The 24699-nt window shown below is 60.2% G+C and carries 25 protein-coding genes; 12 read left to right on the top strand and 13 right to left on the bottom strand.

The genetic code is table 11. The annotated features are described in order from the left end of the window. Positions 1–110 precede the first annotated feature (110 nt). Entirely contained in the window at positions 111–1574 is a 1464-nt protein-coding gene (locus HBO05_RS15140) for a glyceraldehyde-3-phosphate dehydrogenase (RefSeq protein ID WP_076961276.1), read from the top strand. A gap of 176 nt (positions 1575–1750) precedes the next feature. On the opposite strand, the gene HBO05_RS15135 is transcribed toward HBO05_RS15140, so the two are convergent. Next, complete coding sequence (locus tag HBO05_RS15135) at positions 1751–3049, bottom strand: MFS transporter (RefSeq protein ID WP_169954176.1); 1299 nt, start codon at positions 3047–3049, stop codon at positions 1751–1753. A gap of 263 nt (positions 3050–3312) precedes the next feature. Between HBO05_RS15135 and HBO05_RS15130 the strand changes: the two genes are divergently transcribed. Continuing rightward, positions 3313–4326 (top strand): FAD:protein FMN transferase, encoded by a 1014-nt coding sequence (locus HBO05_RS15130; protein WP_169954175.1) that lies wholly within the window; start codon positions 3313–3315, stop codon positions 4324–4326. A gap of 190 nt (positions 4327–4516) precedes the next feature. Then, entirely contained in the window at positions 4517–5911 is a 1395-nt protein-coding gene (sthA, locus tag HBO05_RS15125) for a Si-specific NAD(P)(+) transhydrogenase (protein ID WP_024074093.1), read from the top strand. Positions 5912–5953: 42 nt separating this feature from the next. On the opposite strand, the gene HBO05_RS15120 is transcribed toward sthA, so the two are convergent. Both HBO05_RS15120 and HBO05_RS15115 read right to left on the bottom strand, forming a co-directional pair. Then, positions 5954–6676, bottom strand: coding sequence for a glycerophosphodiester phosphodiesterase (locus tag HBO05_RS15120; RefSeq protein ID WP_169954174.1), 723 nt, complete (start codon positions 6674–6676; stop codon positions 5954–5956). A 43-nt stretch (positions 6677–6719) separates the two neighbouring features. Then, positions 6720–7304 (bottom strand): PilZ domain-containing protein, encoded by a 585-nt coding sequence (locus tag HBO05_RS15115; protein ID WP_170043346.1) that lies wholly within the window; start codon positions 7302–7304, stop codon positions 6720–6722. A gap of 94 nt (positions 7305–7398) precedes the next feature. On the opposite strand from HBO05_RS15115, the gene HBO05_RS15110 reads away from it, so the two are divergent. Genes HBO05_RS15110 through HBO05_RS15100 form a run of 3 tightly spaced genes read left to right on the top strand, consistent with a single transcriptional unit; the run spans position 7399 to position 10645 of the window. After that, the gene (locus HBO05_RS15110; RefSeq protein WP_169954172.1) at positions 7399–8649 is read left to right on the top strand and encodes a lipoprotein-releasing ABC transporter permease subunit; all 1251 of its coding nucleotides are present in this window, start codon (positions 7399–7401) and stop codon (positions 8647–8649) included. Between the two features lie 7 nt (positions 8650–8656). Further along, positions 8657–9340 (top strand): lipoprotein-releasing ABC transporter ATP-binding protein LolD, encoded by a 684-nt coding sequence (lolD, locus tag HBO05_RS15105; RefSeq protein ID WP_169954171.1) that lies wholly within the window; start codon positions 8657–8659, stop codon positions 9338–9340. Between the two features lie 60 nt (positions 9341–9400). Next, on the top strand, positions 9401–10645 hold the full coding sequence (locus HBO05_RS15100; protein ID WP_169954170.1) for a lipoprotein-releasing ABC transporter permease subunit: 1245 nt from the start codon (positions 9401–9403) through the stop codon (positions 10643–10645). A gap of 105 nt (positions 10646–10750) precedes the next feature. On the opposite strand, the gene HBO05_RS15095 is transcribed toward HBO05_RS15100, so the two are convergent. Together HBO05_RS15095 and HBO05_RS15090 are read right to left on the bottom strand one after the other, a co-directional pair. Beyond that, the gene (locus tag HBO05_RS15095; RefSeq protein ID WP_172313157.1) at positions 10751–12112 is read right to left on the bottom strand and encodes a heavy metal sensor histidine kinase; all 1362 of its coding nucleotides are present in this window, start codon (positions 12110–12112) and stop codon (positions 10751–10753) included. After that, positions 12112–12792 (bottom strand): heavy metal response regulator transcription factor, encoded by a 681-nt coding sequence (locus HBO05_RS15090; protein ID WP_169954168.1) that lies wholly within the window; start codon positions 12790–12792, stop codon positions 12112–12114. Before HBO05_RS15090 ends, HBO05_RS15095 begins: the two co-directional genes overlap by 1 nt. Positions 12793–12946: 154 nt before the next feature. Between HBO05_RS15090 and HBO05_RS15085 the strand changes: the two genes are divergently transcribed. Both HBO05_RS15085 and queF read left to right on the top strand, forming a co-directional pair. Beyond that, positions 12947–13471: a cupredoxin family protein gene (locus HBO05_RS15085; protein WP_172313154.1), complete on the top strand. Its 525-nt coding sequence runs from the start codon at positions 12947–12949 to the stop codon at positions 13469–13471. A gap of 66 nt (positions 13472–13537) precedes the next feature. Beyond that, positions 13538–14368, top strand: coding sequence for an NADPH-dependent 7-cyano-7-deazaguanine reductase QueF (gene queF / locus HBO05_RS15080; protein WP_169954166.1), 831 nt, complete (start codon positions 13538–13540; stop codon positions 14366–14368). A 139-nt stretch (positions 14369–14507) separates the two neighbouring features. Here the strand turns inward: queF and HBO05_RS15075 are convergent, their stop codons facing one another. Next, positions 14508–14774 (bottom strand): DUF4404 family protein, encoded by a 267-nt coding sequence (locus HBO05_RS15075; RefSeq protein WP_076961288.1) that lies wholly within the window; start codon positions 14772–14774, stop codon positions 14508–14510. Positions 14775–14884: 110 nt separating this feature from the next. Then, a complete protein-coding gene (locus HBO05_RS15070) occupies positions 14885–15496 on the bottom strand; it encodes an HAD family phosphatase (RefSeq protein ID WP_170057759.1) in 612 nt (203 codons plus the stop codon). Positions 15497–15691: 195 nt separating this feature from the next. Between HBO05_RS15070 and HBO05_RS15065 the strand changes: the two genes are divergently transcribed. After that, on the top strand, positions 15692–16378 hold the full coding sequence (locus tag HBO05_RS15065) for a VacJ family lipoprotein (RefSeq protein WP_169954164.1): 687 nt from the start codon (positions 15692–15694) through the stop codon (positions 16376–16378). 59 nt (positions 16379–16437) lie between these two features. Here the strand turns inward: HBO05_RS15065 and HBO05_RS15060 are convergent, their stop codons facing one another. Then, positions 16438–16734: a PilZ domain-containing protein gene (locus HBO05_RS15060; protein ID WP_172313152.1), complete on the bottom strand. Its 297-nt coding sequence runs from the start codon at positions 16732–16734 to the stop codon at positions 16438–16440. Between the two features lie 277 nt (positions 16735–17011). Here HBO05_RS15060 and rssB point away from each other — a divergent pair, with 277 nt between their 5' ends. Both rssB and rssC read left to right on the top strand, forming a co-directional pair. Continuing rightward, positions 17012–18193 (top strand): two-component system response regulator RssB, encoded by a 1182-nt coding sequence (gene rssB / locus HBO05_RS15055; protein WP_032863287.1) that lies wholly within the window; start codon positions 17012–17014, stop codon positions 18191–18193. Then, positions 18193–18675, top strand: coding sequence for an anti-sigma factor antagonist RssC (rssC, locus tag HBO05_RS15050; protein WP_029293846.1), 483 nt, complete (start codon positions 18193–18195; stop codon positions 18673–18675). Before rssB ends, rssC begins: the two co-directional genes overlap by 1 nt. 132 nt (positions 18676–18807) lie before the next feature. Here rssC and tal read toward each other — a convergent pair whose 3' ends face one another. From tal to HBO05_RS15025, 5 genes are all read right to left on the bottom strand, one after another. Continuing rightward, on the bottom strand, positions 18808–19734 hold the full coding sequence (gene tal, locus HBO05_RS15045; protein WP_172313149.1) for a transaldolase: 927 nt from the start codon (positions 19732–19734) through the stop codon (positions 18808–18810). A 242-nt stretch (positions 19735–19976) separates the two neighbouring features. After that, entirely contained in the window at positions 19977–20969 is a 993-nt protein-coding gene (dusA, locus tag HBO05_RS15040; RefSeq protein ID WP_169954161.1) for a tRNA dihydrouridine(20/20a) synthase DusA, read from the bottom strand. A gap of 90 nt (positions 20970–21059) precedes the next feature. Continuing rightward, positions 21060–21608: a cytochrome b gene (locus HBO05_RS15035; protein ID WP_172313146.1), complete on the bottom strand. Its 549-nt coding sequence runs from the start codon at positions 21606–21608 to the stop codon at positions 21060–21062. Between the two features lie 142 nt (positions 21609–21750). Continuing rightward, on the bottom strand, positions 21751–22641 hold the full coding sequence (locus HBO05_RS15030) for an alpha/beta hydrolase (protein ID WP_172313144.1): 891 nt from the start codon (positions 22639–22641) through the stop codon (positions 21751–21753). Next, positions 22638–23708: a sugar phosphate isomerase/epimerase family protein gene (locus tag HBO05_RS15025; protein WP_172313141.1), complete on the bottom strand. Its 1071-nt coding sequence runs from the start codon at positions 23706–23708 to the stop codon at positions 22638–22640. The genes HBO05_RS15030 and HBO05_RS15025 overlap by 4 nt, the downstream gene beginning before the upstream one ends. A 108-nt stretch (positions 23709–23816) precedes the next feature. Between HBO05_RS15025 and HBO05_RS15020 the strand changes: the two genes are divergently transcribed. Then, positions 23817–24443, top strand: coding sequence for a TetR/AcrR family transcriptional regulator (locus HBO05_RS15020; RefSeq protein ID WP_172313138.1), 627 nt, complete (start codon positions 23817–23819; stop codon positions 24441–24443). Positions 24444–24699: the final 256 nt, after the last annotated feature.

Here is a 24699-nt window from a genome sequence, read left to right as displayed (position 1 = left end):
TACTGGCCTGTAGCGCGGTGAAAATTATTTGCAAGGGCTTTTGTTGCGTGACGCGCATTGCTCAGGGGGCGGTCGGGCGGCATAATGTAGCCCCTTTTTTCAGCCCCTACATGTGGAAGGTTCCCGTGACTCAGAAGCCCGACCAGTGTCTTGGTGAATGGATCGACCGTGAAGCACTCGCAGAAGCGATGATCCCGCTTATCGGTCAGCTGTACCGCAATAACAATGTGGTGAGCTCGATCTATGGCCGCAGCCTGATCAACCAATCAGTCATCGCGATTCTCAAGGCTCATCGCTTTGCTCGCCATCGTTCTGCCGACGATAGCGAACTCTCCGTCCACGAAACATTCCCTCTGCTTAAAGCCATGAGCGAGCTCAAGCTCGGCGCGGCCTCGGTAGACCTGGGCAAGTTGGCGTTCAAATTCCGCGCTCAAGGCAATGGCCGCAGCGCCGAGCAGTTCGTGCGTGAAGAGCTGGCCGACGTGGTTGGCCAGCAAAATGCCGCGTCCCGCAAAGGCACCGACGTGGTGCTGTACGGCTTCGGTCGTATCGGCCGCCTGCTGGCACGCATCCTGATCGAAAAAACCGGCGGTGGCGACGGCCTGCGCCTGCGGGCCATTGTCGTGCGCAAAGGCGCCGAGAATGACCTGACCAAGCGCGCCAGCCTCTTGCGCCGCGACTCGGTACACGGTTCGTTCAATGGCACCATCACCATCGACGAAGAAAACAACACCATCACCGCCAACGGTAACCTGATCCAGGTGATCTACGCGAAGAACCCGACCGAGGTGGATTACACCCAGTACGGCATCCAGAACGCCTTGCTGGTGGACAACACCGGCGTCTGGCGTGATGCCGACGGCCTGGGCCAGCACTTGGCGTGCCCAGGTATCGACCGCGTTGTGCTGACCGCGCCTGGCAAGGGCAAGCTGAAGAACATCGTTCACGGCATCAACCACAACGAAATCACCGCTGACGACAAGATCGTGTCTGCCGCTTCCTGCACCACCAACGCCATCGTGCCGGTGCTCAAGGCTGTGAATGACAAGTTCGGCATCATCAACGGTCACGTCGAAACCGTTCACTCGTACACCAACGACCAGAACCTGATCGACAACTTCCACAAGGGCGATCGCCGTGGCCGTAGCGCCGCGCTGAACATGGTGATCACCGAGACCGGTGCTGCCACCGCTGCTGCCAAGGCCCTGCCTGAGCTGGCCGGCAAGCTGACCGGTAACGCGATCCGTGTACCTACGCCGAACGTGTCGATGGCCATTCTCAACCTCAACCTTGAGAAAGCCGCCACCCGTGAAGAGATGAACGAGTACCTGCGCTACATGGCGCTGCACTCCGATCTGCATAAGCAAATCGACTTCGTCAATTCCCAGGAAGTGGTGTCCACCGACTTCGTTGGCTCGCGCCACGCCGGTGTGGTCGATGCTGAAGCGACCATCACCCAGGATAACCGCGTTGTACTGTACGTCTGGTACGACAACGAATTCGGTTACAGCTGCCAGGTGGTGCGTGTGATGGAAGACATGGCTGGGGTCAACCCGCCGGCGTTTCCGCGCTAAGCATTAGCGGTAGATGAAAAAGCCCCGACTGGTTCGGGGCTTTTTTGTGTCTGGGGGATTGTGTTGGATTTGAAGGCCTCATCGCGGGCAAGCCCGCTCCCACAGTTTGATTTGCGAATACATTCAAATGTGGGGGCGGGCTTGTCGGGCCGCCGCATCGCCGCGATAGCGATCTATCAGGCCCCACCGACTACCGAAGCCTGTGCAGTGCGCAGTTCATGCCGATTACCCTTGAACAGCACCAGGGTCGCAATCAACCCCAGCACCGCCGCCCCACTGAGCCAGATCCCCGGCGCTGCCTTGTTATCCAGCACATGGATCAGGTAAGTGCAGGCGGCCGGGGTAAAGCCGCCAAAGGTTGCGGTCGCCAGGCTGTAGGCCAGGGAAAAACCTGTGGTGCGGACTTCCACCGGCATGATTTCGGTCAGTGCAACGACCATGGCGCCGTTATACGAGCCATACAGGAAGGACAGCCATAACAGCACGATCAGCAGGTGGCTGAAACTCGGATTGACCACCAGCCACGACAACGCCGGGTATGCCGTGAGAATCGCCAGAATCGTCGCGCCGAGCAGTAAGGGTTTGCGGCCGATCTTGTCGGACACGGCGCCCATCACCGGCAACCAGATAAAGTTGGAAATGCCCACGCACACGGTGACCAATAGCGCATCCAGGTCCGAGAGGTGCAACTCGGCTTTGCCAAAGGTCGGTGTGTAGGCAGTGATCAGGTAGAACGACACGGTGGTCATCACCACCAGCGCCATGCCTGCCACGACGATGCCAAAGTTCTGACCAATGGAACGGATGATTTCCTGCAGGGTAGGGCGGTGTTTGCGCGCCTGGAACTCAGGCGTTTCTTCCAGGGAGCGGCGAATCACGAAGATCACCGGCACGATCAGGCAGCCGATCAGGAACGGCACGCGCCAGCCCCATTCGCCCATTTCCTCGGGGCTTAGCCAGTGGTTCAGGCCTACGCCCAGCAGGCCGGCGAAGACCACGGCGGCTTGCTGGCTGGCGGACTGCCAACTGACGAAGAAGCCCTTGCGCCCCGGCGTGGCGATTTCTGCCAGGTACACCGAAACCCCGCCCAGCTCGACACCCGCGGAGAAGCCTTGCAGCAACCGGCCAAGCAGCACGATCAGCGGCGCGGCCACCCCGAGCGTGGCGTAGCCGGGCACGCAGGCGATCAACACCGTACCGGCGGCCATCATGGCCAGGGTGATCACCAGGCCTTTTTTACGGCCATGGCGGTCGATGTAGGCACCGAGAAAAATCGCCCCCAGCGGGCGCATCAGGAACCCGGCACCGAAGGTCGCCAGGGACAACATCAGGGAGGCAAAGGCGCTGTCGGCAGGGAAGAAGGTCTTGGCGATGGCCGTGGCGTAGAAGCCGTAGACCATGAAGTCGAACATTTCGAGGAAGTTACCGCTGACAACGCGAAAGATCGCCTTGCCTTTGCCCGTGGTGCTGGACATGTCATTTACTCAACTGGCTATCTTGTTGGAAATCCCTGGTTGTTGTTCGTCCGTGCTGCAGAATCTGGGCGCGCGGTGGCGCCAAAGAGTTTTGTAACCATATGTGTATCCGTGTTGCCGAGCAACAAAAACCGTTAGCACGCTGGCTATTTGCCGCAAGTGGTCCTGAGCAGGCGACGACATGCCGCATAATGGCTCGCCCGGGAAATATGCTTGAGTGCGGCATCATTTTGGTTTTCAGCAGCGAGAAGGTTGTGTGGCTTATGGGCGGTTTGCGATACGTAGTGGTGGGCGCTGCACTGGCGATCCTGGCGGGCTGCGGTAAAGGTGAGCCCCTGGAGGCTTTTGGCGGCCCGACCATGGGCAGCACTTATTCGATCAAGTACGTCCGCACCCCCGGTACGCCGGCGGCCAGTGCTGTACAGCCGCAAGTCGAGCGCATCCTTGCCGAGGTCGACCGGCAGATGTCGACCTATCGCAGCGATTCCGATATCGAGCGTTTCAACGACCTGCCGGCCAACCGCTGTCAGGCGATGCCCGAATCGATCCTGCGGTTGGTGCGCACGGGCGAGCAACTGTCCCAGGCCAGTGGCGGCGCTTTTGACCTGACGGTCGAGCCGCTGCTGAACCTGTGGGGTTTTGGCCCCCAGGCGCGCCAGGTAAAAGTCCCGGAGCCCATCGCGCTGGCCCTGGCGCGCCAGCGGGTCGGCCATCAACACCTGCGTATCGACGCTGGCCAGTTGTGCAAGGATGCGGCGGTACAGGTGGACTTCAACAGCATCGCCGCCGGCTACACGGTGGACCGGATTGCCGAGCGGCTTGATCAGTTGGGCATTGAGCGGTACCTGGTCGAAGTGACCGGCGAGCTCAAGGCCGCCGGGCGCAAACCTGACGGTACGCCCTGGCGTGTGGCTCTGGAGGAGCCCCGCGATGACCAGCAGGTCGCAGAGCGCGTTATCGCAGTGGACGGCTTTGGCGTGTCTACTTCAGGTGACTATCGCAATTATTTCCAGCAGGATGGTCGCCGCTATTCCCACACCCTCGATGCGCGAACCGGTGCGCCGATCACCCATCACCTGGCGTCGGTCACGGTGCTGGAGGCTTCGGCGTTGATGGCCGATGGCTTGTCGACGTTGCTGCTGGTGCTGGGGCCTGAAGAAGGCTGGGACTATGCAGAAAAACACCAGATCGCGGCGTTTTTTGTGATGCGAGAGGGGGATGCTTTCGTCACACGCAGCAACAAAGCGTTCGAACAACTGACGGCGGTCAAGCCGTAATCAATACTGTGTAGTAAAGGCAAAACTGGCCTACGACGCGACCAAGGGTTAATGTGCGCGGCGTTGAGCCTTATATAGACTGTGCCCCGGCTCACACACCTGAGCCTATTTGATCCTTCATGACCGCTGGCCGCGGCATGATTTAGCCAGGCGCCCAACCGTGCGCCCTGGCCTGTTCTGAGGAGTACGCATGGCTGTCTACAACTACGACGTGGTGGTACTGGGTTCTGGCCCAGCTGGAGAAGGTGCGGCGATGAATGCCGCCAAAGCAGGACGCAAGGTGGCGATGGTCGATAGCCGTCGTCAGGTCGGCGGTAACTGCACCCACCTGGGCACCATCCCGTCCAAGGCCTTGCGTCACTCGGTGCGCCAGATCATGCAGTTCAACACCAACCCGATGTTCCGGGCCATTGGTGAGCCGCGCTGGTTCTCGTTCCCGGATGTGCTGAAAAGCGCCGAGAAAGTCATTTCCAAGCAAGTCGCCTCGCGTACCGGCTACTACGCCCGTAACCGTGTCGACCTGTTCTTCGGCACCGGCAGCTTCGCCGACGAGCAAACTGTCGAAGTGGTCTGCGCCAATGGCGTGGTCGAGAAACTGGTGGCCAAGCACATCATCATCGCCACTGGCTCGCGCCCGTATCGCCCGGCCGATATCGATTTTCACCACCCGCGTATCTACGATAGCGACACCATCCTCAGCCTGGGCCACACCCCACGCAAACTGATCATCTACGGCGCTGGCGTGATCGGCTGTGAATACGCCTCGATCTTCAGTGGCCTGGGTGTACTGGTGGAGTTGGTGGACAACCGTGACCAGTTGCTGAGCTTCCTCGACTCGGAAATCTCCCAGGCGTTGAGCTACCACTTCAGCAACAACAACATCACCGTGCGCCACAACGAGGAATACGATCGCGTTGAAGGCTTGGACAACGGGGTGATCCTGCACCTCAAGTCCGGCAAGAAGATCAAGGCCGACGCCTTGCTCTGGTGCAACGGCCGTACCGGCAACACCGACAAGCTGGGCATGGAAAACATCGGGGTCAAGGTCAACAGCCGTGGCCAGATCGAGGTGGATGAGAACTACCGCACCTGCGTCACCAATATCTATGGTGCCGGCGATGTGATCGGCTGGCCGAGCCTGGCCAGTGCCGCCCACGACCAGGGCCGTTCTGCCGCTGGCAGCATTGTCGACAACGGCAGCTGGCGTTACGTCAACGACGTGCCGACCGGGATCTACACCATTCCCGAGATCAGCTCCATCGGCAAGAACGAGCACGAACTGACCAAGGCCAAGGTGCCTTATGAAGTGGGCAAGGCATTTTTCAAGAGCATGGCGCGTGCGCAGATCGCCGGCGAGCCTCAAGGCATGCTGAAGATCCTGTTCCACCGCGAGACGTTGGAAGTGCTCGGCGTGCATTGCTTCGGCTACCAGGCCTCGGAGATCGTGCACATCGGCCAGGCGATCATGAACCAGCCGGGCGAGCAAAATACCCTGAAGTATTTCGTCAACACCACGTTCAACTACCCGACCATGGCCGAAGCCTATCGGGTAGCGGCCTACGACGGCCTCAACCGGCTTTTTTGAGCGGCTCCGGCCGGTGGCCTGAGCCGGCCGGGGAGACCGATTTCAGTAATTCCCGAGAGTGGCAGTGGCCAAACCGGGAAAGTCTGTAATCAGGCTATCTACGCCGAAGTCGGCGAGCCTGCGCATCAGCGCGGGTTCGTTGACTGTCCACACGGACACGTGCAACCCCTGGCGCTGGGCCTTGGCCAGGCGTTCAGGGGTACACAACGTCCAGTTCAACGCCAAAATCTCACAGCCATAGTTCTGCGCGACCTTCAGCGGGTCGAGCCAGGCGTATTCGGCCACCAGTCCACGGGACAGGTCCGGCGTCAACTCCAGGGCAGCCTTCAACACTTCCCGCGAGCTTGAGGTCACGGTGACCTTGTCCAGCAAGCCAAAGCGCTGGGCCATTTCGCGGATCGCCAGCACAGTGGTCGCGGCGCGGGTGCGCGAGGCGCTCTTGACTTCCAGTTGCCAGTGATCGAAGTCGCACTTCTCGAACAACTCCTCCAGGCGCGGGATCGGGCAGGGGCTGACCCAGCCTGGGCCGCCGTTGCGCGCGTCCATCTTCACCAGGTCGGCGGCGGCATATTCCACCACCTTGCCGCGCCGGTCGGCGGTACGCTTGAGGGTTGGGTCGTGGATTACCATCAGCTCGCCGTCCATGGACAGGTGCAAGTCCAGCTCGCAACGGCGCACGCCGTGCTTGAGGCATTGCTGGAAGCTGGTCAGGGTGTTTTCCGGTGCTTCGCCTTTAGCGCCGCGGTGGCCATAAATCAGGGTCACAGTTGCTCCTTTTCGCCAGGTGTATGGCTGGATGAATATCAAATCAGGTGTCTTGGCCGTCGCTTTGTTCCCGGGCCAGGCGCCGTTCCTGGGCCTGTTTTTGCAATATATATCGCGCCAGCAACTGGCGCTGGGCGTCGGTCATGGATTCGAATTCGGTGCCCACGTCAAAACCATCGCCCTTTGGATCGCAGTGGGTGACCTTGGCCCGTAACAACAGGCCCAGCGCCTGGGGCATCAGCACCAGCTTGACTGCCAGGTGGCTGCCCGGCGCGAGCACCGTGGGGTGCTGGAAGTCGATACCGCCTTCGGAGATGATCACCGGCTGCGGCGCACCGATCTCACCCAGCAGGCTTTGCGCCATGACTTGGCTGAGCAGGTCCATGCGTTTGTTCTGCACCTTGAGGAAGGCGGCGAGGGTGCGGTCGCGCTCGCCGAGCTGGCGCAGCAGGTGCTGGGACTCGAATTCGCTCAGGTGCAGTTCACTGAGCAGGTTGAACAGCGGGGAATCATCCAGCAACACTTCCTTGCTCGCCGCTTGCGGGGCCGACAGGCTTTTGATTTGGAGTGCGATCATGTCGTCGATACGGTAGTATTCGCGGCGATCTTCTTCATCTAATGTCGTCATGGCGAACCCCAGGTAACGGTAATGGTCTGAGTGTAAAGCTGCTTACCAGACCCCGCCACCGGGACGTCTTCTTTTCCTCCGAACAAGCCCCGACATGTTCAGACCTCTCTTCGTATTTATCGGCACGCGTTATACCCGTGCAAAGCGTCGCAATCATTTTGTGTCGTTCATTTCCCTGACCTCCATGATCGGACTCGCCCTGGGCGTTGTCGTGATGATCGTGGTGCTATCGGTGATGAATGGCTTCGATCATGAGATGCGCACCCGCGTGCTGGGCATGGTGCCCCACGCGACCATCGAGTCCGGCGAGCCCCTGGGTGACTGGCAAGGCCTGGCCGACAAGGTCAAGCAGAACCCCAAGGTGCTGGCCGTCGCGCCATTTACCCAGATGCAGGGCCTGCTGACCAACGACGGCAAGGTGCAGAAAGTCCTGCTCAATGCCATCGACCCGGCGCAGGAGCGCAAGGTCTCGATCATTGACCAGTTCATGCAGCAGGGCCAACTCGATGCCCTTACGCCTGGCAGCTTCGGCATCGTGATTGGCGACCGGGCGGCAGCCAAGCTGGGCGTGGCTATCGGCGACAAGCTGACGTTTGTCGCCCCCGAGGTCACGGTGACCCCGGCCGGGATGTTCCCGCGCATGAAGCGCTTTACCGTGGTCGGCATCTTTCATGTCGGCGCCGGCGAGATCGATGGCTTCCTCGGCCTGACCAACCTCACCGACCTGGCCCGCCTGCATCGCTGGAAGCCGGACCAGGTGCAGGGCCTGCGCCTGAAATTCAACGACTTGTTCGAAGCACCGCGCGGCGCTTGGGAAATTGCCCAGCACCTGGGTGAAAGCCAGTACTACGCCCGCGACTGGACCCGTACCCACGGCAACCTGTACCAGGCGATCCGCATGGAAAAAGCCATGATCGGCCTGTTGTTGCTGCTGATCGTCGCCGTGGCCGCGTTCAACATCATCTCCACCCTGGTGATGGTGGTGAACGACAAGAAGGGCGATATCGCCATCCTGCGTACCCTTGGCGCCACGCCGGGGCAGATCATGGCGATTTTCATGGTCCAGGGCACGGTGATTGGCGTGGTCGGCACCTTGATCGGTACGGCGGTGGGGATTTTTGCCGCGCTGAACGTCAGCGCCGCCATCGCCGGCGTCGAAACCCTGATCGGCCACAAGTTTCTCAACGCCGACGTCTACTTCATCGACTATTTGCCATCCCAGGTGCAGAGCCAGGATGTGCTGATGGTCGGCGGCGCCGCGTTGGTCCTGAGTTTCCTTGCCACCCTATATCCAGCCTGGCGCGCGGCACGTACCCAGCCGGCGCAGGCTTTACGCTATGAGTGAATCGGGCATGAGTGAAAAAGCAATCCTGAGCTGCCGCAACCTGGGCAAATCCTACGAGGAAGGCCCGGAATCGGTAGTGGTGCTGTCCAACCTGCAACTGGAACTGCATCCCGGCGAGCGCGTGGCGATCGTCGGCAGTTCCGGCTCCGGCAAAAGTACCTTGCTCAATCTGTTGGGCGGCCTTGATACGCCGTCCCACGGCAGCGTGTGGCTGGCCGGTGAAGAGCTCTCGGCGTTGAACGAGAAGGCCCGTGGCCAGTTGCGCAACCGCTCCCTGGGCTTTGTGTACCAGTTCCACCATTTGCTGCCAGAGTTCACCGCCCTGGAAAACGTGTGCATGCCGCTCTTGATCGGCAAGACCGCGATCCCGCAGGCGCGCCAGCGTGCCACGGCGTTACTGGAGCGCGTCGGCCTTGGCCATCGCCTGGAGCACAAGCCTTCAGAGTTGTCCGGTGGCGAGCGCCAGCGTGTGGCGATTGCCCGCGCCCTGGTGAACAACCCAGGCCTGGTGATGCTCGACGAGCCGACCGGCAACCTTGACTCCCACACCGCCCAGGGCATCAAGGACTTGATGCTGGAGCTGAGCACCCAGATGCGCACCGCGTTCCTGGTGGTGACCCATGACATGAGCATGGCCCGGCAGATGGACCGCGTGTTGCACCTGCAGGAAGGTCATCTGGTCGCCATCTGACCTGTTTCAAGCCCGGGCGCCTGTGCCTGGGTTTTCTTTTTTTTCAGGCGGTGCAAGCGAATGTTCAGACCGTTATCGATTTTTATCGGCGCGCGCTATACCCGCGCCAAGCGCCGCAACCGTTTTGTCTCGTTTATTTCGATGACCTCGATGATCGGCCTCGCCTTGGGCGTGCTGGCGATGATCGTGGTGTTGTCGGTGATGAACGGTTTCCAGCGGGAAATGAGTTCACGCATTCTGGGCATGGTGCCGCACGCCACCATCGTCGGCGTAAACCCGATCAGCGACTGGCAGCCCGTGGCCGCCGCCGCCCTGAAAAACCCCGAAGTGACCGCCGCCGTGCCGTTCACCGAGATGGAGGGCATGCTGTCCTACAAGGGTTCGATGCAGCCGATCCAGATCAGCGGGATCGACCCGGCGCAGGAAGGCAAGGTCTCCATCGTCACCCAGCATATCGTCCAGGGGAACCTGGCAGACCTGCAGCCGGGTGAGTTCGGCGTGGTGATCGGGGAAATCACCGCACGCCGTTTCCGCCTGAATGTGGGTGACAAGCTGACATTGATCGTCCCGGAAATCAGCACGGCTCCCGGCGGCATTACCCCGCGTATGCAGCGTTTGAATGTGGTCGGTGTGTTCAAGGTCGGTGCCGAGCTGGACGGCTCGATGGCCCTGATCCACGTCGCCGATGCCGCGCAGATGCTGCGTTGGCAGCCCAACCAGGTGCAAAGCGTGCGCCTGGCGGTCAAGGACCTGTATGCGGCGCCCAAGGTTTCGGCAGACATCGCCAGTGGGCTGGGTGCGGCCTACAAGGCCGATGACTGGACCCATACCCAGGGCAGCCTGTTCAGCGCGATGAAGATGGAAAAGACCATGATCGGCCTGTTGCTGCTGATGATCGTCGCCGTCGCGGCCTTCAATATCATCGCCACGCTGATCATGGTGGTGAACGACAAGGGCGCGGACATCGCGATCCTGCGCACTATCGGCGCCACGCCACGGCAGATCATGGCGATCTTCATGGTCCAGGGCACGGTGATCGGTATTGTCGGCACTCTGATTGGCGGCGTGCTGGGGGTGATAGCCGCGCTCAACGTCAGTGAGCTGGTGGGCTGGATGGAGCGTGTGACCGGGCAGCATATCTTCAGTTCGGACGTGTATTTCGTCAGCAACCTGCCATCGGAGCTGCAAGGTGGCGATGTGCTGCTGATTTGCAGCGCGGGGTTTGTGTTGAGCTTTTTGGCGACGATCTACCCGGCGTATCGGGCGGCGAAGATCGAGCCGGCGCATGCCCTGAGATATTCGTAGGTCTTGAGATCGCTATCGCAGGCAAGCCAGCTCCCACATTTGACGGTGTTCGCAAATCAACATGTGGGAGCGGGCTTGCCCGCGATGAGGCCCGCCCAGCTTGCCTCAAACCCCCTGTGGCAACTCAATCACAAACCGCGTCCACCCCGGTTGTGATTCACAGAAAATCCTCCCCCCATGCGCCCGCACAATCGACTGGGTAATCGCCAACCCCAGCCCCGCATGCTCACTGCTGCCTTCATGCCGAGCCGGATCTGCGCGGTAGAACCGGTCAAACAGCTTGGGCAGCAACCCTTGGGGAATCCCGGTCCCGGTGTTTTCCACACTCAGTGGCACGCCCTGGGCGTTTTCGCTGATCCTCACCCGTACTTCGCCACCCGGCGAGGTAAAGCGCACGGCGTTGTCCAACAGATTGGAAAACGCCCGGCGCAGCATGCTGCGGTCACCGGCGGCACTGGCGCTGCCGTCGCGCAGCAGGTTGACCTGGGCGTCCTCGGCCAACGGCGCGAAGAACTCCAGCAAGGCATCTACCTCGTCGGCCAGGGCCAGGGGTTCGCGTTTGGGGTTGAGCAAACCGTGGTCGGCCTTGGCCAGGTACAGCATGTCGTTGACCAACTGGGCCATCCATTGCAGCTCTTCCAGATTGCTGTGCAGCGCTTCGCGGTAGTCTTCCAGCGGCCGGGGTTGGGTGAGGATCACCTGGGTCTGGGTCAGCAGGTTGGATAACGGTGTGCGCAGTTCGTGGGCGATATCGGCAGAGAACGCCGATAGCCGCTGGAACGCATCATCGAGGCGGCCAAACATCGCATTGAAGGCCTGGGCCAGTTCCGCCAGTTCGGCGGGCATCTGTTCCTGGGGCAGGCGCTGGGTCAGGGAGTGAGCGCGGATATTGCTGGCCACTTCGGTCATTCGCCGCAGGGGCCGCAGCCCGCTGCGCGCGGCCCAGGCGCCAAGGAGCGCGGTCGCCAGGGCGGACAGGCCGACTGTCAGCCAGATCAGGTGTTGCATGCGTTGCAGGAAGTGCTGGTGATGGGTGATGTCGAGCATCAGGACCAACTGCGCAGAACCGGGCTGGGCGGGGTTCAACGCAGCGTTGTACACCCGGTAGCTGGTGCCGGCGCTTTGCAGGCTGTGCAGGCCGGGCGCGGTGGGCAGGTCGGCGGGGATGCGCGGCGCGCTGTCAAACCAGCGCTGGCCGTCGGCGGCGTTGACGCGCACGGCCAGGTCCGGTTGATGGCTCAGTTCGTCTGTCAGTGCGGCCACGCGTTGGGCGAACAGCGCCGGGGTGTCGGCGCCTTGCAGGGCACTGCGCAGGGCCAGCAGCTTGCTGTCGAGCAATTGCTGGTCGAGTTCGATGAAGTGCTTTTCGCTGGCCTGGCTGAACAATACGCCCGCCAGCAGCGAGACCACGGCGGTGCAGCCGGCAAACAGCAGGGCCAGGCGGCTGGCCAGGGAGAGGCGTTTCATCAACTGAACCGCTCTTCCAGCACATAGCCCATGCCGCGCACGGTGTGGATCAGCTTGTTGGGGAAGCCGTCATCGATCTTCAAGCGCAGGCGGCGGATGGCCACTTCGATGATATTGGTGTCGCTGTCGAAATTCATGTCCCAGACCTGGGAGGCGATCAGCGACTTGGGCAACACTTCGCCCTGGCGGCGCAGGAGCATTTCCAGCAGGGCGAACTCCTTGGCGGTGAGGTCGATACGCTGGCCGCTGCGCTCCACGCGGCGCCGGATCAGGTCCAGGCGCAGGTCGGCCAGGTGCAGGTTGGTTTCCTGGGGTGTGCTGCTGCCGCGGCGCAACAGGCTGCGCACCCGGGCCAGCAGTTCGGAGAACGCGAATGGCTTGACCAGATAGTCGTCAGCGCCCAACTCCAGGCCGTGGACCCGATCTTCCACCGCATCCCGTGCCGTCAGGAACAGCACCGGGATTTCCAGGCCGGCACTGCGCACCGCCTGCAGGATCTGCCAGCCGCTGCGGCCCGGCAGCATCACATCGAGAATCAGCAAGTCGTAGTCACCTGTCAGCGCCAAGTGCTGGCCGGTGGTGCCGTCGGCCACCAGTTCGGTATTGAACCCGGCTTCGGCCAGGCCCTGGCGCAGGTATTGGCCGGTTTTGGGTTGGTCTTCGACGATCAGCAGTTTCATAGGCGACTCATGGCGGGGTAGCAGCGGGCTTTATACCGTGTGCGCCGGTGGGCTGGCGCAACCTGACAAAGTTGTAATCTAGCAGTCAGGTAACTGGCAGCGGTGCATTATTAGAGTGTCCCACAGGCTGGTCTTATACCTTTGGAGGATAAACATGTTTTTGCGTAAATCTGGGTGGCTGGCAGGTTGCTTGATGATGTTGAGCGTCCCGGCGCTGGCCGATGGCGCTCACACGTTTGCCTTTGGCGAGGCGGCTCCGGCGACCAAGGCCACTCGTACGGTGGAAGTGGTGCTGCAGGATATTTCCTTTGCACCCACCTCACTTGATGTAAAGGCCGGTGAGACGGTGCGCTTTGTGCTGGTCAACAAGGGGCAGTTGCTGCATGAGTTCAACCTGGGTGACGCAAGCATGCATGCCGATCACCAGAAAGAAATGCTCAAGATGCAAGCCAGTGGCATGTTGACCTCCACCGGCATGGGCCAGATGGATCACGCGGCGATGGGCCATGGTGATATGGGTGGCATGAAGCATGACGATCCTAACAGCGTGCTGGTGGAGCCAGGCAAGACCGCGCAATTGACCTGGACCTTCAGCAAGGCTGGGGCCCTGGAGTTCGCTTGCAACCTCCCCGGGCATTACCAGGCGGGGATGGTCGGCAAGCTGACTGTTGCCCCCTGACGCGCGGGTTAAGGCCGGGAGCAAAGGCTGGTAGACTGGCGGGGTTTATTTAGCCAGGTTTCCGCCATGCATCCCGCAGCCGAACATTCGCCGCTGGGCAAGTCCAGTGAATACATCTCCACTTACACCCCTTCATTGCTATTCCCTATCCCTCGCGCCGCCAAATGGGCCGAGCTGGGCCTCACCGCCCAGACGCTGCCTTACAAGGGCGTGGATTTCTGGAACTGTTTTGAACTGTCCTGGCTGCTGCCGTCTGGCAAGCCGGTGGTGGCTATCGGTGAGTTCAGCATCCCGGCTGACTCGCCGAACATCATCGAGTCAAAGTCCTTCAAGCTCTACCTCAACTCGTTGAACCAGACGCCGTTTGCCGATGTGTCCAACCTTGAGGCGACCTTGCGTGCCGACTTGAGCGCAGCGGCCGGCAAACCCGTGGGTGTGCGCATCCGCAGCCTGGCCGAGGTGGAAGACGAAGGCGTGGTGCGCCTGCCGGGGGTGTGCATCGATGACCTGGATATCAGTGTCAGCAACTACGAGCATCCGCGTCCGGAATTGCTGCGTTGCGATGATTCCCGTGTGGTGGAGGAGAGCGTGCACAGCCACCTGCTCAAATCCAACTGCCCGGTGACCAGCCAGCCGGACTGGGGCAGCGTGGCGGTGGAATACCGTGGCGCGGCGCTGGACCATGCGAGCCTGTTGGCGTACCTGGTGAGCTTCCGCCAGCACTCGGACTTTCATGAGCAGTGCGTGGAGCGGATCTTTCTCGACCTGCAGCGGTTGCTCAAGCCGCAGAAGTTGACGGTGTATGCGCGGTATGTGCGTCGCGGTGGGTTGGATATCAACCCCTATCGCAGTACCGAGGCTGTGCAGTTCCAGAACCTGCGCCTGGCTCGCCAGTAAGCTTTACACCACACAAATGTGGGAGCGGGCTTGCTCGCGATAGCGGTGTTTCAGTCAATATCTTCGGTGACTGGCACTCCGTTATCGCGAGCAAGCCCGCTCCCACATTTTTTGGTTCTGGGTTTGGCCTGGATGCGGATTAGATCCCGATATTGCCCAGGGTCACCACAATATTGCGCAATGTCCCGGCTATGCCCGGATGCTCCAGCTCGAAGCGTTCTACAGCCAGGTTGACACCGTCGGCAAGGCTGGGGTTCTGAGTGGCAGGTTCTAGTTCCAGTTGCACTTCAAACTTGGCAATCAACGCTTCCAGCGCTTCGCGTTTTTCCAGCGACAGAGGCGGGTCCTGGTTCAATTGCTCGCGCAGGATGGAAACCTGTTCTTGCAGTTTTTCGCGGGCAGGCATGGCGTTCTTCCTTTTATCAATAGGCACTGGCATAGACCACGGCACGCCGAGAAAGGTCTACGGGACGACCTGTAGATTAATCCACTGGCGGCGACTGTGCATGATCTTGATCAGGGCTTCTCGCCTTTGAGCCGGCGCAGGCCGATGTCCGCCAGGCAGGTGCCCAGTTCACCCAGGTGATCAATCACCGAGTGCACGCCAAGCCCGTACAGCGCGACGGTGGCCTTGGCGCGCTTGTGTTCGCGTGCCTGTTCGTCCAGCGCTTGCCATTGGCCAGGGGAGAGCCCGCAGAGGGAGCCGCAGGACGCCAGGCCAATCGTCCAGAGCCCAGCGTTGAGCCCTGATTGCAGCAGCCGCGGCTCGCCACTGACCAGCACGCAGCCATCCAGGTGTGCGATGTTCAACTCCATCAACGCTTGCCAGCAGGCATGGGGCGCAGGCCAGGGGGCGGTCGCAGGGCGGCAGCCATGCACCCAGCCGGGCAGGGCTGCGGCCAACGGCGTGGTGACGGCGCAAGGCAACTCATCCAGCCAGGCGCAGGGGGTGCCTTGGGTGTTGAGCCATTGCAGGATATTCAGGGCACCAGGGGTGGCCAGGGTTTCGGCTGCGGGGACGGTGTTGGCGTGGGCCGTGGAACCGAAGTCCACCAGGCAACCACTGAGCCCAAACAACACGGCGGTCAGGGAAGGGGCGTTGTCTGCAACGATCTGGGGGTGGGGCATTTCGACGTCCCTGAAAATAGCTGTGACGCTATCGGAGGTCCGTGACAGGCAGATGACACCTGATGAGATTGTAGGGAATTTGTACATTTTCTGAATGACAATTCCGTCAAGCTGCCTAATCCTACACTTCCGTCATATACTGCCGCCTTATTCAGGGCATAGCGCCCATGACAGATCATTCAAGGAGTTCAAGCTATGCGCTGGAGCCAGTGTCTTGCTCAACTATCGGTATGTGCCAGTGTCCTGCTGGTGCCTTTCGCCGCCCAGGCCGCAGAAGAAGATCCGTGGGAGAGCATCAACCGCCCGATCTTCACGTTCAACGACACCGTTGATACCTATGCACTGAAGCCATTGGCCCAGGGCTACCAGTTCATCACCCCGCAATTTGTCGAAGACGGTATCCACAACTTCTTCCGCAATATCGGCGATGTGGGCAACCTGGCCAACAACGTGCTGCAACTCAAGCCGCATCAGGCCGGTGTCGATACCGCGCGCTTGCTGGTCAACACCACGTTTGGCGTGCTGGGCTTGGTTGATGTCGGCACCAAAATGGGGCTGCAGCGCAGCGATGAAGACTTCGGCCAGACCCTCGGTTACTGGGGCGTGGGCAGCGGTCCGTACGTGATGCTGCCGCTGCTGGGCCCGAGCACCCTGCGTGATGCACCGTCCAAGTATGTCGACAGCTACACCGAACCCTACCGCTACATGAACGACATTCCTACGCGCAACAGCGCCATGGGCCTGGATATCATCGATACCCGCGCCAGCCTGCTGTCGGCTGAAAAGCTGATCAACGGCGACAAATACACCTTTATTCGCAATGCCTATCTGCAGAACCGCGAGTTCAAGGTCAAGGACGGCAATGTAGTGGATGACTTTTAAGGTTAAACCTTGAATGAAAAAGGCGGCCCTTGAGGCCGCCTTTTTTGTGTGCATTGATTTCAGTACATCGTGAGGATTTTCAGGCCCAGGTGTTGGTCGTCGCCTTCTTTCCTGGCCCAGACCACCTCGGTGTCCGCCTCAAGGCCCTTGAGCGCGGCGTGTTCAGAGTCGATACGCACCTTCAGTTGGTCGCCAACGTTGAACGGATGCTGCGCCTGGACCTGCATGCCAGAGCTGGAGAGGTCCAGGCAGACCCCGGCAATCTCTTGCCCGGCATGGATCAGCGACACGTCTGCCTCCACCCGCATGCGGATGAAATCGCGCTTTTCTGCGTAGTCACGTTCATTTGCGCTCATAGCTTTCATCCTTCCATTGCGTTGTGGTTTTGCCTGTTCTTATAACTCCCGGTGATTTGCGATGTAAAGACGCCCAGCGACCATCGGCATGAGCTTGAAACCCCTGGCGGATGGGAGTACCGTCTGCGCCTTAGAAGGGCACCTCTGCTTTACCTTTGTGCGTGGGCCAACAGCTCATGTTTTGTAGGACAGAGAGGCTAGAAAGCGAATCCAGTAGTGCGAGCCGGGCCATTGCCTGACTGCCTACGCCAACCTAATTCTGGCGCCGTTTGCCCACATGCAAAAAACCAGTGCCACGCTGCTGATAATCGATGACGACGAAGTAGTGCGCGCGAGCCTCGCGGCCTATTTGGAAGACAGTGGCTTCAGCGTCCTGCAGGCCGGCAATGGTCTTCAGGGTCTCCAGGTGTTCGAGCGCGACCAGCCCGACCTGGTGATCTGCGACCTGCGCATGCCCCAGATGGGCGGCCTTGAGCTGATCCGCCAGGTGACCGAGCTTGCCCCGCAGACGCCGGTCATTGTCGTGTCGGGTGCCGGAGTGATGAACGACGCCGTGGAAGCCTTGCGCCTGGGCGCCGCCGATTACCTGATCAAGCCCCTGGAAGACCTGGCCGTCCTGGAACACTCGGTGCGCCGTGCACTGGACCGTGCCCGCCTGCTGCTGGAAAACCAGCGCTACCGCGAAAAGCTCGAAACCGCCAACCGTGAACTCGAAGCCAGCCTCAACCTGCTCCAGGAAGACCAGAACGCCGGTCGCCAGGTGCAGATGAACATGCTGCCGGTCAGCCCGTGGAGCATCGACGAGTTCCAGTTTGCCCACCAGATCATCCCTTCATTGTATTTGTCGGGTGATTTTGTCGACTATTTTCGCGTTGATGAGCGCCGTGTCGCGTTCTACCTGGCCGATGTCTCCGGGCACGGCGCATCTTCTGCATTCGTAACTGTGTTGTTGAAGTTCATGACCACACGGCTGTTGTTCGAATCCAAGCGCAACGGCACTTTGCCGGAGTTCACTCCCTCGCAAGTGCTGGGCCACATCAACCGGGGCCTGATCAGCTGCAAGCTGGGCAAGCACGTGACGATGGTGGGCGGCGTGATTGATGAAGAAACGGGTCTTTTGACCTACAGCATTGGCGGTCACCTGCCATTGCCGGTTTTATACACTCCAGACAGTGTGCGTTATCTGGAAGGGCGTGGTCTGCCGGTGGGTTTGTTCAACGAAGCCACCTATGAAGATCACATCCTGGAACTGCCACCGGCCTTCAGCCTGACGCTGATGTCCGATGGCATCCTGGACCTTCTTCCAGAGCCTACACTCAAAGAGAAAGAAGCCGCCTTGCCTCAACGGGTAAGGTCGGCGGGCGGCAGCCTGGATGGCCTGCGGCAGGTTTTTGGATTGGCCACGCTAGGGGAGATGCCGGATGATATCGCCCTATTGGTGTTGAGCAGGAATCTTTGATGAGTACCGGAAGAATCCAATTCGCCGAGCAAGACGGGACCTTCGTCCTGAAGTTTGTCGGTGAAGTGCGCCTGACCTTGTGTTCGGCGCTGGATGCAACGATTGAGCGGATTTTCACAGCTTTGAATTTCTCGGCGATCGTGATCGATCTGACCGAAACCCGCAGCATCGATAGCACCACCCTTGGGCTGTTGGCCAAGTTGTCCATTCTGTCGCGGCAGAAGGTTGGACTGCTGCCGACCGTCGTCACCACACACGAAGACATCACCCGGCTGTTGCAGTCGATGGGTTTCGACCAGGTGTTCAACATCGTCGATCGCCCGATCCCCTGTCCGGAATGCCTGACCGACTTGCCTTCCCAGGACCAGTCCGAGGAAGTGGTGCGGCTCAAGGTGCTGGAAGCGCACAAGATCCTGATGGGCCTGAACGAATCCAACCGCGAGGCGTTTCACGACCTGGTCAACGCCCTGGAGCGTCACTGATCTCACTGTTGAGCAAGGTCAAGATGTAGGAGCTGGCTTGCCTGCGATAGCGCCAGCCCAACCACCCATATTGAGCGGGTACAAAAAAGGGCGGCATCCCAAAGATGCCGCCCTTTTTGCCGCGCTCGCTTTTTACAGCTTGGCGCTCAACAACGCCTCCAGCTTCTCCTGATCCCGGGCAAACTGACGAATCCCCTCAGCCAGCTTCTCAGTGGCCATCGCATCTTCGTTGGACTCCCAACGGAACTGCGCCTCGGTCATATGCACGCGAGGTTCGCCGGCGTGGCCCGGCGCCAACTTGCGCTCGAGCTTGCCAGTGTCGGCCGCCAGCTTCTCCAGCAAGTCCGGGCTGATGGTCAGGCGGTCGCAACCGGCCAACTCCTCGATCTGGCTCAGGTTGCGGAAGCTCGCGCCCATCACCACAGTCTTGTAGCCATTGGCCTTGTAGTAGTTGTAGATGCGGGTGACCGACTGCACGCCTGGATCATCGGCGCCGATGTAGTCGTTGCCGTTGGCCTTTTTGTACCAGTCGTAGATACGACCGACAAACGGTGAAATCAGGAACACCCCGGCTTCCGCGCAGGCCACGGCCTGTGCGAACGAGAACAACAGGGTCAGGTTGGTCTGGATGCCTTCCTTTTCCAGTTGCTCGGCGGCACGAATGCCTTCCCAGGTGGACGCGATCTTGATCAGCACGCGGTCGCGGCCAATACCTACCTTTTCGTACAGATCGATCAGACGATGCGCACGCTTGAGTACCGCGTCAGTGTCGAACGACAGGCGCGCATCCACCTCGGTGGAAATGCGTCCTGGCACCACTTTCAGGATCTCCTGGCCCACAGCCACCGCAAAGCGGTCACTGGCCAGGCCCACATCACCGTTGCAATCCTGCACGCACGCATCCAGCAACTTGGCGTAGCCTGGAATTGACGCAGCCTTGAGCAAAAGGGAAGGGTTGGTGGTGGCATCCTGTGGCTTGACGCGAGCGATAGCTTCAAAATCGCCGGTGTCGGCAACTACAGTGGTAAATTGCTTGAGTTGTTCCAGCTTGGAAGTCATGGGCGTGCTCTGTCCTATGGGTCTGATGACATTACCCGAGGGTTGCTAGCCGCTCAAGGGCGAAAATGCGTTCGATCGTTTGCGAGGGCAACAACCTGAAAACAGCCGTTTGAATGACCGGCCGTGCTGCTAGATAGGAGGGCGGAATCGCCATCAGGTTCCGCCTGCACCGCGATCAAAATGTGGGGCTGGCCCGCGATAGCGCTGGACCAGTCGTCCAATAAACCGACTGACCGGCTCCGTCAGTGGCCCTCCAGCAACGCCCCAGCCTGATCCAACAAAGCCAACGGATCGCTGGCCTTATGAATATCCACCGACAACAACTGCCGAAACCTGCGCGCCCCCGAAAATCCGGTGCCCAACCCCAACACATGCCGCGTAATGTGATGCATCGCCCCACCAGTGGCCAGGTGCTCGGCGATATAAGGCCGCAACTTCGCCAACGCCTCGGCCCGACTGATCACCGGCGCCGTACTGTCAAACAGCCGCTGATCCACTTCTGCCAGCAAATACGGATTGTGATAAGCCTCACGCCCCAGCATTACCCCATCAAACACCTGCAAATGCTCTTCGCATTGCTCCAGCGTCTTGATCCCGCCATTGAGAATAATCTCCAACTCGGCAAAATCCCGCTTCAATTGCGCCGCTACGTCATAACGCAACGGCGGAATGTCCCGATTCTCCTTGGGCGACAACCCCTCCAGAATCGCAATCCGCGCATGCACGGTAAAACTGGTGCAACCCGCGTCTTTCACCTGCCCGACGAAATCACACAACTGGGCATAACTATCCCGGCCATTAATCCCGATACGGTGCTTGACCGTCACCGGAATCGACACCGCATCACGCATCGCCTTTACACAGTCCGCCACCAGAGCGGGGTGCCCCATCAGGCACGCGCCGATCATATTGTTCTGCACCCGGTCGCTGGGGCAGCCGACGTTCAGGTTCACTTCGTCGTAGCCTGCATCCTCGGCCATGCGGGCACAGGCAGCCAAATCGGCTGGAACACTGCCGCCCAGTTGCAACGCCAGTGGGTGCTCGGCCTCGTTGTGACGCAGGAAGCGTTCGTGGTCACCGCGGAGGATGGCGCCGGTGGTGACCATTTCGGTGTAGAGCAGGGCGTGCTTGGAGAGGAGACGTAGGAAAAAGCGGCAGTGGCGGTCGGTCCAATCCATCATCGGCGCAACCGAAAACCGGCGGGAAAGTGGCATTGATGCAATTTGTAGGGGCATTGAAGTATCTGGACGGGGAAGGCGAAGGGCGATCAGTTTATCAGGAACGGAGTGGCCTCGTTGAGGCCAGGTATCCGGGGCGTTTCCACATCAGTCGACGCGCCCCGGCAGCATCCCCGCCAGTACCTTGTCCTTATCAACAAAGTGATGCTTCAGCGCCACCATCACATGCCCTCCCACAAGAGCACCGCATAACCACGCGCTGTAGGTATGAATTGCCTTTGCCAGGTCATAGAGACTCTTATCCGCCTCCACCAGCGGCGGTAGCAGGAATAAGCCGGCAACCAGGATGGGTTTGTCCGCCACCGAACTCCAGTACCAGCCGGATATCGGCAGTCCGACTAGCGCCACGATATACAGCAACAGGTGGCCAATGAGCGCAGCACGCTTGACTATCGGTGTCATGGTGTCGGGCATCGCCGGCGCTGCATGGGTCAGGCGCCAGGCGATGCGTAGGACGATAAGCAATAGCAGGGTGCTAGCCATCGCCTTGTGTAAAAAAGTGAGTTGATGCTGCGGGTTTAATTCATCGCGCCAGTGAACGGCCACGATTCCCACCAGCCAGGCAGCAATCCAGATGAGTGCCATGCTCCAGTGCAGCCACTTTGCCGTGGCTGTATAGCTTTTTGCCTGTGTCATCTGGATACGCGCCTCCCTTTTGAGTAGGCGCGATTATCGACAATCGGGCAGGGCTGAAAACCATGAAAACTTGATGATTCCCATCGACTTTCCTGATTCCAGCACGCCCAAGGTTGTTCCGTCACTCCTCTGGCCTGAGCCTTTAGCTTTCAGGATGCGCCTGCAGAAAACCAAGCAGATGCTCCACGAATGCCTGCGGTGCCTCCTCCATCACAAAATGCCCGCAATCGGCGACGATCGCCCCGCGCAGGTCGGTTGCGTGCCCCTGGAGCGTCACCAGGGGGGCGTCGTTAGTGGCATGTTCGGCGCCGATGGCCAGTACCGGCATTTCCAGCATGCGGGTAGCGCGCTCGGTGTTTTGCCGGATGGTTTCGGGAATCGCGCGGTAATAGTCGAACCCTGCGCGCAAGCCACCGGGTGTCGAATAGGCGCGAATGTAGACGTCGGACGCAACGGAGTCGCGGTGAAATGACCAGCGGTCGAACATGAAATTGAGGTACGTTTCCTCCCGTCCGGTGATGAGGGCTTCGGGCAGGTCCTGGATCTGGTTGAAGAGGAAGTGCCACAGGAAGATGTTCTGTTCCGGCGCCACAAAAATCGGCGGCGGCGGGGCCAGGCCGGGTATGACGGCTTCGGTTAGGGTCAATGTGCGCACGGCGTGTGGCTGGTCACTTGCCAGCGCATAGCCGATCCACATGCCGACATCGTGCCCGACCAGGTGATAGCGCGGGATGCCGAGCCCCAGCATCGTCCGATGGAGCACGTCGGCAATATTGCCGGTGTCGAAGCCCAGTGCAGGACGGTCTGAGTTGCCCAGGCCTGGCGGGTCGACGGCAATGGCCTGGAAGCCCTGAATTGCCAGGGCTTGCATGATATGCCGGAAGGCGTACCAGGTTTGTGGCCAGCCCGGGACCAGCAACACCGGTTGCCCGGCGCCGGCCATGACGCAGTGGATTTTCTTGCCGTCGATTCGCACGTAGTGGTGTGTGAAATCGTCACTGGTATCGAGGGATAGGGCGGTGCGAGCGTTCATGGTCGTGCCTCGTGCTGAAGGCCGAGCATGGCCTGGATCTGCCGCTGATCGACCGGCGCACCGGCGAAGTCGTCAAAGGCCCGGTCGGTGACTTTAATGATATGACGATTGATGAACTCGACGCCTTCGCGGGCTCCGTCCTCCTGGTTTTTCAAGCAGCACTCCCATTCCAGCGTGGCCCAGCCCGGATAGTCGTATTGGGCGAGTTTGGAGAAAATGCCTTTGAAATCCACCTGGCCATCACCCAGTGAGCGAAAACGCCCGGCACGGTTGGCCCAGTCGCTGTAGCCACCGTAGATACCTTGGCGGCCGGTGGCGTTGAACTCGGCGTCCTTGACATGAAACATGCGGATGAACGACTGGTAAATGTCGAGGTAGCTCAAGTAGTCCAGTTGTTGCAGCACGAAGTGGCTGGGGTCGAACAGGATCCGACAGCGCGGATGCTGGTCAACCCGTTCGTAGAAACGCTCGAAACTGGTGCCGTCGTGGAGGTCCTCGCTGGGGTGGATTTCGTAGCAGAGGTTGACGCCTTGCTCGTCGGCAAGGTCCAGCAGCGGTCGCCAGCGTCGGGCCAGCTCATCGAATGCGGCATCGATAAGACCTTCCGGGCGTTGCGGGAAGGGGAACAGATAGGGCCAGGCGAGGGAGCCGGAAAACGTGCCCAGGTCTTCAATACCAAGCCGTTGCGAGGCCGTGATGGTCCATTTCATGCGTTCGATCGCCCATTCGGTACGGGCCTGGGGTTTGCCCCGCAGCGGCGCTGGAATGGATGCGTCCCACAAGGCGTCGTAGGCAGGATGCACTGCCACCAGTTGGCCAAAAATATGGCTGGTCAATTCACTGATCTGCAGGCCGTGGTCGCCGAGCATGCCCTTGATGTCATCGCAGTACGCCTGGCTTTGCGCGGCCAGTTCGATATTGAAGAGTCGGCTGTCCCAGGCCGGAATCTGCAGCGCCTTGAAACCTTGCGCCTTGGCCCACTGAGCGATGTTCTCCAGGTTGTTGAAAGGCGGCTCGGCGGCACTGAATTGTGCCAGGTGCAAACTGGGTCCTTTAAGCGTACGCATCATGTGTTCCTATTGTTTGTCGATTGACAAAGAATAGGCCCGTCCATTCATTACCGTCAACTCGATATGGGTTAAAGTGATGAAATCACACCCACAGGTAAGCAATTAATGGCCGGACGTCCGCGCGAATTTGATAGGGAAGCGGCATTGCAGCGCGCCATGTTGTTGTTCTGGGAGCAAGGGTACGAGGGCACCAGCATGTCGGCGCTGGTGGAGGCGCTGGGCATTGCCTCGGCGAGGATTTACGCCGCTTTTGGCAGCAAGCAGGCGCTGTTCCGTGAGGCGGTGGCGTTATATGAAAGCGGCGAGGGTGGTTTTGCCGACTATGCGCTGGCGCAGGCAGACCTGAAAAGCGCGATCAGGGGCATGCTGGACGATGCCATCAGCACTTACACGCAATCGGGTCGGCCCGGCGGCTGCCTGGTGGTGAGTGCCGCAAGCAGTACCAGCCCGGACGGCGCCGAAGTTCAGCAATGGCTGCGCGAGCACCGCCTGCAACGTACCCAGTCGATTATCGACAGGTTGCAGCGCGGGCAGGAAAGCGGCGAGCTTGGCGCGGGTGCCGACGTGCAGGCACTGGGGGACTTTTATGCGACCTTTTTGCACGGTATTTCCATCCAGGCGAGGGATGGCGTTACACCTGAGCGTCTTTGCCAGTCTGTCGAGGTGGCGCTGAGCCTGTTGCCAACACGACCGTCAAGTCCAGAACAGACGCCCGATCCCGCCGGAGCATGATATTCTGCGCGCCATCTTGGTCTATTCTCTCTCTGGTACGCACTCCCGAATGCGTACCGGCAGGGTAGCTGTCGCCGAGGTAGCTGAAGCCAATAATGATAAGAAGTCAGCGCAGAAGGGACATAAAAGTGAGGTCGATACGTCGGCCTTGTGTGCCCACCCTGCAGTACTTGCGAGTACGGGAACCCGCCAGACGTTGCCTGATGTTTGGCGCACCACGGTTGCCGGAAGGTCGAGGGCGGTAGGGCGGAAGGCG

The organism is Pseudomonas sp. WS 5079 (assembly GCF_012985465.1).
Classification (GTDB): Bacteria; Pseudomonadota; Gammaproteobacteria; order Pseudomonadales; family Pseudomonadaceae; genus Aquipseudomonas.
This window is presented reverse-complemented; position numbering and strand designations above follow the sequence as displayed.